The organism is uncultured Maribacter sp., assembly GCF_963974015.1.
In the GTDB taxonomy this organism is placed as follows: Bacteria; Bacteroidota; Bacteroidia; order Flavobacteriales; family Flavobacteriaceae; genus Maribacter.
Genome location: NZ_CAXBBZ010000041.1, coordinates 1 through 5,555 on the forward strand (window position 1 = coordinate 1; position 5,555 = coordinate 5,555).

Annotated in this window: 8 protein-coding genes and 1 pseudogene; 3 read left to right on the forward strand and 6 right to left on the reverse strand. The window is 32.7% G+C overall.

Annotated elements, in window-relative coordinates; translation table 11 throughout:
- Positions 1-178 precede the first annotated feature (178 nt).
- The 4 genes from AACZ41_RS18010 to AACZ41_RS18025 all read right to left on the reverse strand — a co-directional run bounded on the left by AACZ41_RS18010 (position 179) and on the right by AACZ41_RS18025 (position 2,029).
- A complete protein-coding gene (locus AACZ41_RS18010) occupies positions 179-904 on the reverse strand; it encodes an SGNH/GDSL hydrolase family protein (protein WP_339630008.1) in 726 nt (241 codons plus the stop codon).
- Between the two features lie 79 nt (positions 905-983).
- Positions 984-1,298 carry a thioredoxin family protein gene (locus AACZ41_RS18015; RefSeq protein WP_339630010.1) on the reverse strand — a complete coding sequence of 105 codons (315 nt, stop codon included), beginning with the start codon at positions 1,296-1,298 and terminating at the stop codon, positions 984-986.
- A 106-nt stretch (positions 1,299-1,404) separates the two neighbouring features.
- A complete protein-coding gene (locus AACZ41_RS18020; RefSeq protein ID WP_339630012.1) occupies positions 1,405-1,545 on the reverse strand; it encodes a hypothetical protein in 141 nt (46 codons plus the stop codon).
- A 139-nt stretch (positions 1,546-1,684) separates the two neighbouring features.
- A complete protein-coding gene (locus AACZ41_RS18025; protein WP_339630014.1) occupies positions 1,685-2,029 on the reverse strand; it encodes a hypothetical protein in 345 nt (114 codons plus the stop codon).
- A 92-nt stretch (positions 2,030-2,121) separates the two neighbouring features.
- On the opposite strand from AACZ41_RS18025, the gene AACZ41_RS18030 reads away from it, so the two are divergent.
- From AACZ41_RS18030 to lipB, 3 genes are read left to right on the forward strand one after another with little or no spacing between them, the layout of a single operon-like run.
- Positions 2,122-2,277: a YqaE/Pmp3 family membrane protein gene (locus tag AACZ41_RS18030; protein ID WP_091620128.1), complete on the forward strand. Its 156-nt coding sequence runs from the start codon at positions 2,122-2,124 to the stop codon at positions 2,275-2,277.
- An 11-nt stretch (positions 2,278-2,288) separates the two neighbouring features.
- Positions 2,289-3,026: a hypothetical protein gene (locus tag AACZ41_RS18035; protein WP_339630016.1), complete on the forward strand. Its 738-nt coding sequence runs from the start codon at positions 2,289-2,291 to the stop codon at positions 3,024-3,026.
- Between the two features lie 26 nt (positions 3,027-3,052).
- A complete protein-coding gene (lipB, locus tag AACZ41_RS18040; protein WP_339630018.1) occupies positions 3,053-3,769 on the forward strand; it encodes a lipoyl(octanoyl) transferase LipB in 717 nt (238 codons plus the stop codon).
- 32 nt (positions 3,770-3,801) lie between these two features.
- Here the strand turns inward: lipB and AACZ41_RS18045 are convergent, their stop codons facing one another.
- Both AACZ41_RS18045 and AACZ41_RS18050 read right to left on the reverse strand, forming a co-directional pair.
- A complete protein-coding gene (locus AACZ41_RS18045; RefSeq protein ID WP_339630020.1) occupies positions 3,802-4,494 on the reverse strand; it encodes a hypothetical protein in 693 nt (230 codons plus the stop codon).
- A gap of 119 nt (positions 4,495-4,613) precedes the next feature.
- Positions 4,614-5,555: pseudogene (locus AACZ41_RS18050) on the reverse strand (ribonuclease HII); the annotation flags it as partial.

Below are 5,555 nucleotides of genomic sequence, written 5' to 3' on the forward strand. Positions count from 1 at the left end.
TGCCTTCCTCATAATTGGATTTTATACTTGCCGATGTGGCATTTAAAGGATATAACGCTGCTGGATAAGGATTAATACCCAATGCTCTTAATTTCTCCAATTTTTCCCTTCTGATAAGCTCTTGCTCCGATAATTGCATGCCGACGTTTATTTAGCTGGCAAATATAATCGATATGGTTTAATCTTTCAATTTCGAACGTATTAAAGGATATAGTCTTTCAACAAATTTTTCATAGGCAATACCTGATGGATGTAATCCGTCTGTGGCTACAAGTTCAGTTTCTTCCAATCCTTTTCTAGTGATATCGGTAATATCTAAGAAAGTTATCCCTCTAGATTTTGCTATTGATTTTGCAAAATCATTATAGCGGTCTATTTCGGTGGAAATTTTTAAAGAGCCATTGTTTTGACCATAAGTTGTATAGTAATAGTCTGGAATTGAAAGTATAACAACATGGTTAGAATCGTTACCAGCCAGATTGATAGCTTTGTCCACCAAAATTGTAAATTCGGTCTGGTATTGTGAAAATGGTCGTGATTGAAACTGATTGTTTACACCAATCAATAAAGTGACTAAATTATAATTAGCAGATTCTCGATTGCCAATAGCTGATAGTAATTGATCGGTTCTCCATCCCGTTTGTGCTATAACCGTAGTGTTTACCCTAACATCTTCGTATTCTTCAATGCGAGTGCTCAATTGTGCAGGAAAACTTTCTTCATAAACAACGCTTTCACCAACGGTATAACTATCGCCAAGGGCTAAATAGGTTAATATTTCTAAATTGGATTCATCATTTATGGTAGGTTCTGAGCGTTCAATATCAGAATCACTACATGAGGGCATTAACCCTAATAATATAATTAATAAGGGTAGCTTGAATATCATAGTTGTCAATTTCATAATCATATAACGTAAACTAAGATAATAAGGTTTTTATAAAGTACATTAAATCGACGAAGTTTCATCTTGGTGTTTAAATTCAATCGAAGTGAAGAGATTTAGAATAGTTTGGGGTGTATTCTTGTTGTAAAACTATTGAAATAATATCTTCTTCTAATGTGGTTACAGGGGTTTCAATAATTCGATTTATTTCTCTTCCATTTTTATAGAAAATAAATGTTGGTACATGACGTATGTTAAGTCCCCACTCCTGACCTTGTGGGCTTTTCTTGTAGAAATCTCTCCGTTTATCAACTGCAACTATTTTAATATTTTCCATAGGGAAATTAACAGATTCTAAAATTTTAATAAATCGAGGTACTACGCGTTTACTATCACCGCACCACGTACCCATGAAGATAAGAATTTGGTGTTGTGCTATTTTAGCTTTTTACTGCTGTAAATTAGCAGTATTTATGGAGTAGGATGCTGAATTAGGTTTAAACCATTCTTTGTATGAGTTAGACAAGAGTCCTTTCAATATTGATTTCACCTACTAAAAAGGGCTGCAGGTTTTTAATACTAGTTTCTTGATTGATTTTTTGAGAAGAAATAATGGTTGAGGTAAAAAGAAAAAAGGTAAAAAGAAATAATGATTTCATGATTTTCAGTTTTAGTATTAGATCTGAAAATTCAACAAATTGTTGATTAAAGCTTGATTTTAGGGGGTGGAAATGAAGCCTAGTCCCTAGATGGATATTCGAAAGCTACTGAAAACGTTGCTTTATTTCTTCCCTCTAATTAACATTTAGTTTTGGATAAAATACTTTTACTGATTTCAAAACTTCCGAAAAAGTGCCCTGAATTCAAAATAATCTCCGGGCATTCATCTAAATGAATTCTATAGATACGATTTTCATTAATTAGGTTGTTACCTTCGAAATTAAAATTACCCAAAGAATCTGTGGTGGTTTTCTTTAGAATCTGCTCCATAGATATTCGGCCTAATTTCCTATAATCTTCAATAATGGAAAAATATATAGTGTTGATAGTTGCTTGATCTGCAATTTGACCTTTAAAACGATACTGAGAAAAAACCTTTGAGCTCAGTAGAATACATAAAATGAAAATTAACTTTCTAGACATAGAATAGCTAATGAACCTCTAAAATAAATGATTTTGTAACAAAGTGGTTAAATTTGCGACATATAAGGTACATCAATCAAAATAATAATCAAATGAGTTTACTAAGAGTTTTGCTCGCTATTTTTTTTCCACCCTTGGCAGTTTTAGGCAAAGGTTGTGGATCTTTTCTAATTGTTCTACTTTTGACTTTTTGTGGCTGGGTACCTGGTGTCATAGCGGCATTGGTAATTTTGAACAATCCTAATTAGAACCATATTCCATGAGATTTTTTAAAGTATTAGCTACGATTTTTATCGCAACACTTTTTGTTGCTTGTAATTTTACAGAAGAAATTTACTTTAATGAAGATGGAACTGGTAAAATGAGTATCAGTTTTGACGGTGGTGAAATGATGCAGATGCTACCTTCGACAGATTCTACACAGTTAGACAAGGCAATAGACTCTACACTTGTTTTCAAAGATTTATTACGGGATAAGAAAGATAGTATTTCTCAATTATCTACCGAACAGCAAGCCAAGTTAAAAAGGTTAGAGCCATTTAGTCTTCACATGAAAGTAGAGCCAGAGAACGGTATAATGAATTTTGACATGTATACTGATTTTAAAGATGTGTCAGAAGTAAATGATGCATTTAATGCATTTCAGAATGCCAGTTCAATTGGTCCCATTGCTGGTGGGCAGTCAATGCCAGAAAATGCGGCTGACGAGACTACAGAAGTTAATTATAGTTTTAAGAAGAATAAATTTAAACGACAAACGGTTATTCTAAACCAAGAAATGTTTGAGAAAAACATAGATAGTCTTGCCAGCGCAGAGATGTTTCTATCTAGTTCTACTTATACCTTCAAATATCATTTTCCAAAGCGTGTGAAGTCAACTAACATTGAAGAGGCAACTTTTTCGATGGATGGTAAGACAATGATACATGAGGTTAATTTCATGGATATGATGAAAGACCCAGAATCATTATTGATAGAAGTAGAACTTGAAAAATAGGCAATCGCTTTTTGTATCTTTGTATTATGAATAAAAGGGTTCAATTTCAAGATTTAGGGTTAAAAGACTATAAGGAAACTTGGGATTTTCAAGAGAAACTTTTCAAGGAAATCATCGATCTTAAAATTAAGAATAGGCGAGAAGAAGAAAGTATAGATACTCCTAATTATTTGATTTTTGTAGAACATCCGCATGTGTATACACTTGGCAAAAGTGGTGATATTACTAATTTATTAGTAGATGAAAAGGACTTAGAGGAAAAGGGTGCTTCGTTTTATAAGATAAATAGAGGAGGGGATATCACATATCATGGTCCAGGCCAGATTGTTGGATATCCTATTTTAGATTTGGATAATTTTTTCACAGACATTCATAAATACTTACGTTTTTTAGAAGAAATGGTTATTCTAACCTTAGCCGATTATGGATTAAAGGCTGAACGTTCTAAAGGAGAAACAGGGGTTTGGCTAGATGTAGGTACTCCGTTTGCACGTAAGATTTGCGCCATGGGTGTTCGTGCCAGTAGATGGGTTACAATGCACGGTTTTGGTTTAAATGTAAATGCTGATTTAGGATATTTTGATATGATGATTCCCTGTGGTATAAAAGGCAAGGCAGTAACTTCTTTGAACGTGGAATTGGGCAAGAAAGAGGTTAATATGAATGAAGTGAAAGAAAGACTTCTTGGTCATTTTTCATCGCTTTTTGAAGCTGAATTGATAAAACAAAAAACCGAGGCCTAAGCTTCGGTTCCTATTAAAAATTGGTTTGATTTTTAATTACTATAAGCAGTGAGTATGGTACTGCTCATTAAATCTCCATTTTTTTTGTAAGTCTCTTGTTTTACCATACCTATACCTTCTGCTAGCCAAACCCTTGAAGGATATACTTGATTTGCCATCATCATCTTTGATTGGTTCTCACTATAAACAACAAAACAATCATAAGTTCCTGCTGGTGTAGTAACGCTTTCTTGTTTCTCAACTTTTCTATTTAACATATCTACTGCGATATTCATATTTATACCGCTCATGCCAATTTTCATGGTCACATTGGCATCATTTAGATTTTGACCAACGCTTAAATCATTAGGTATTTCAATATCATTACCACTAATTTCGATATCCATATCACCATATTGATTCATCATATCGCTCGGTAATAAAGATTCGTAGTCTAAGGTGACCATGTTTCCGGTACAAGATAATTTATAGTCGGTGGTATAAATTTCTTTCCCTTTTTCGTCTTTAAGATTGATGGCCATTGTCGCGTTGGTAGTGTTTCCCACTGTATTTGTTTCGGTAACCTTATATGCGCTTATACCTTCAACTTTACCTTTCTTGTTATAATTTGTGTATTCCATTGAAACACCTTCTGTCATAGGATAGAATTTGCTACAATTGTCTTGTGCGGTTAGTGAGATAATGCCAATTAAAAAAAATACTACAAGAAGTGACTTAGTTTTCATTTTCAATAGTAGTTAAGGTTCTAATTAATAACTATTTAAAAATATTAAAACTTAATTAGTTATTTGCAATTAATGTATAATCGGTAGCGAACTGACCATAAAATCTTCAATTTAATGTGTTATCGTATCTTATAAACTTGGATAGTGTTTTCTTGGTCTTTAAAAACTAACTCTGCTTTTTTATTATTGTTGATATCAGCCATGTCTATTACTGAATTTCCGAAAATCGGGAAATTTGGTATTGATTCAGCTTGACTATCAAAAAGGTAAATTTTCTGATTTTGAATATCCGTTACAGAAACGTATATCTTATCATTTAGGTAAAAAATAGTAGGCTTTGAATATACTCCTAATTCTAATTGAATTTTTTTGTCACGTATTTTTAAAATATTATCGTTCATTACTACCAAGGTTCTGGTTGTAGCATCCATTCCATGGTCTTTGGCTAAATTTAGCTTGCTAGAAGAGATTGCCCCTTTGGTATCAATTTGAAATAAATTACCATCTAGCGAGGTAAATGTAAATTTGTTTTGATATAATTTTATGTCATTATCAGAGAACGAAAATTTATCCTTTACAGTTACTCTAATTTTGCCTACCCTATCGGTAATTTTTAATTGACCATTATCCAATTTAAAAACGAGGTAGTCTTTTTTGCCAATTCTAAAATGTTGAGGAGCGTCCAAAATATTCCCCTCTGCGATATCATATTTGAAGCCTTTGACAATATCCCCTTTACTATTGTACATAAAGACCTTCTCATTCTGTGTTACTACAAAACGATAATTCTTTTTATTCTCATAATCAAAAACAGCAAGCGGGTTTAAGTTTCCTCCAGAAAATTTCATGGTAAATGGCTTTACTTCATTGCCATTTCTATCTAGAATTAAAAACTCATTATTAGTGGTGAAAGCAAATTGTAGTTTTCCGTTTTTGTAAAGATCTACTTGCTGTATCTTACCTTGAATTGTACCAGACAGCTGCTTTTTCCACAAAATCTTTCCGCTATTCGATATTAGATAAAGATTGTTTTCTTGATCTTGAACAATGATTTCTTTTTT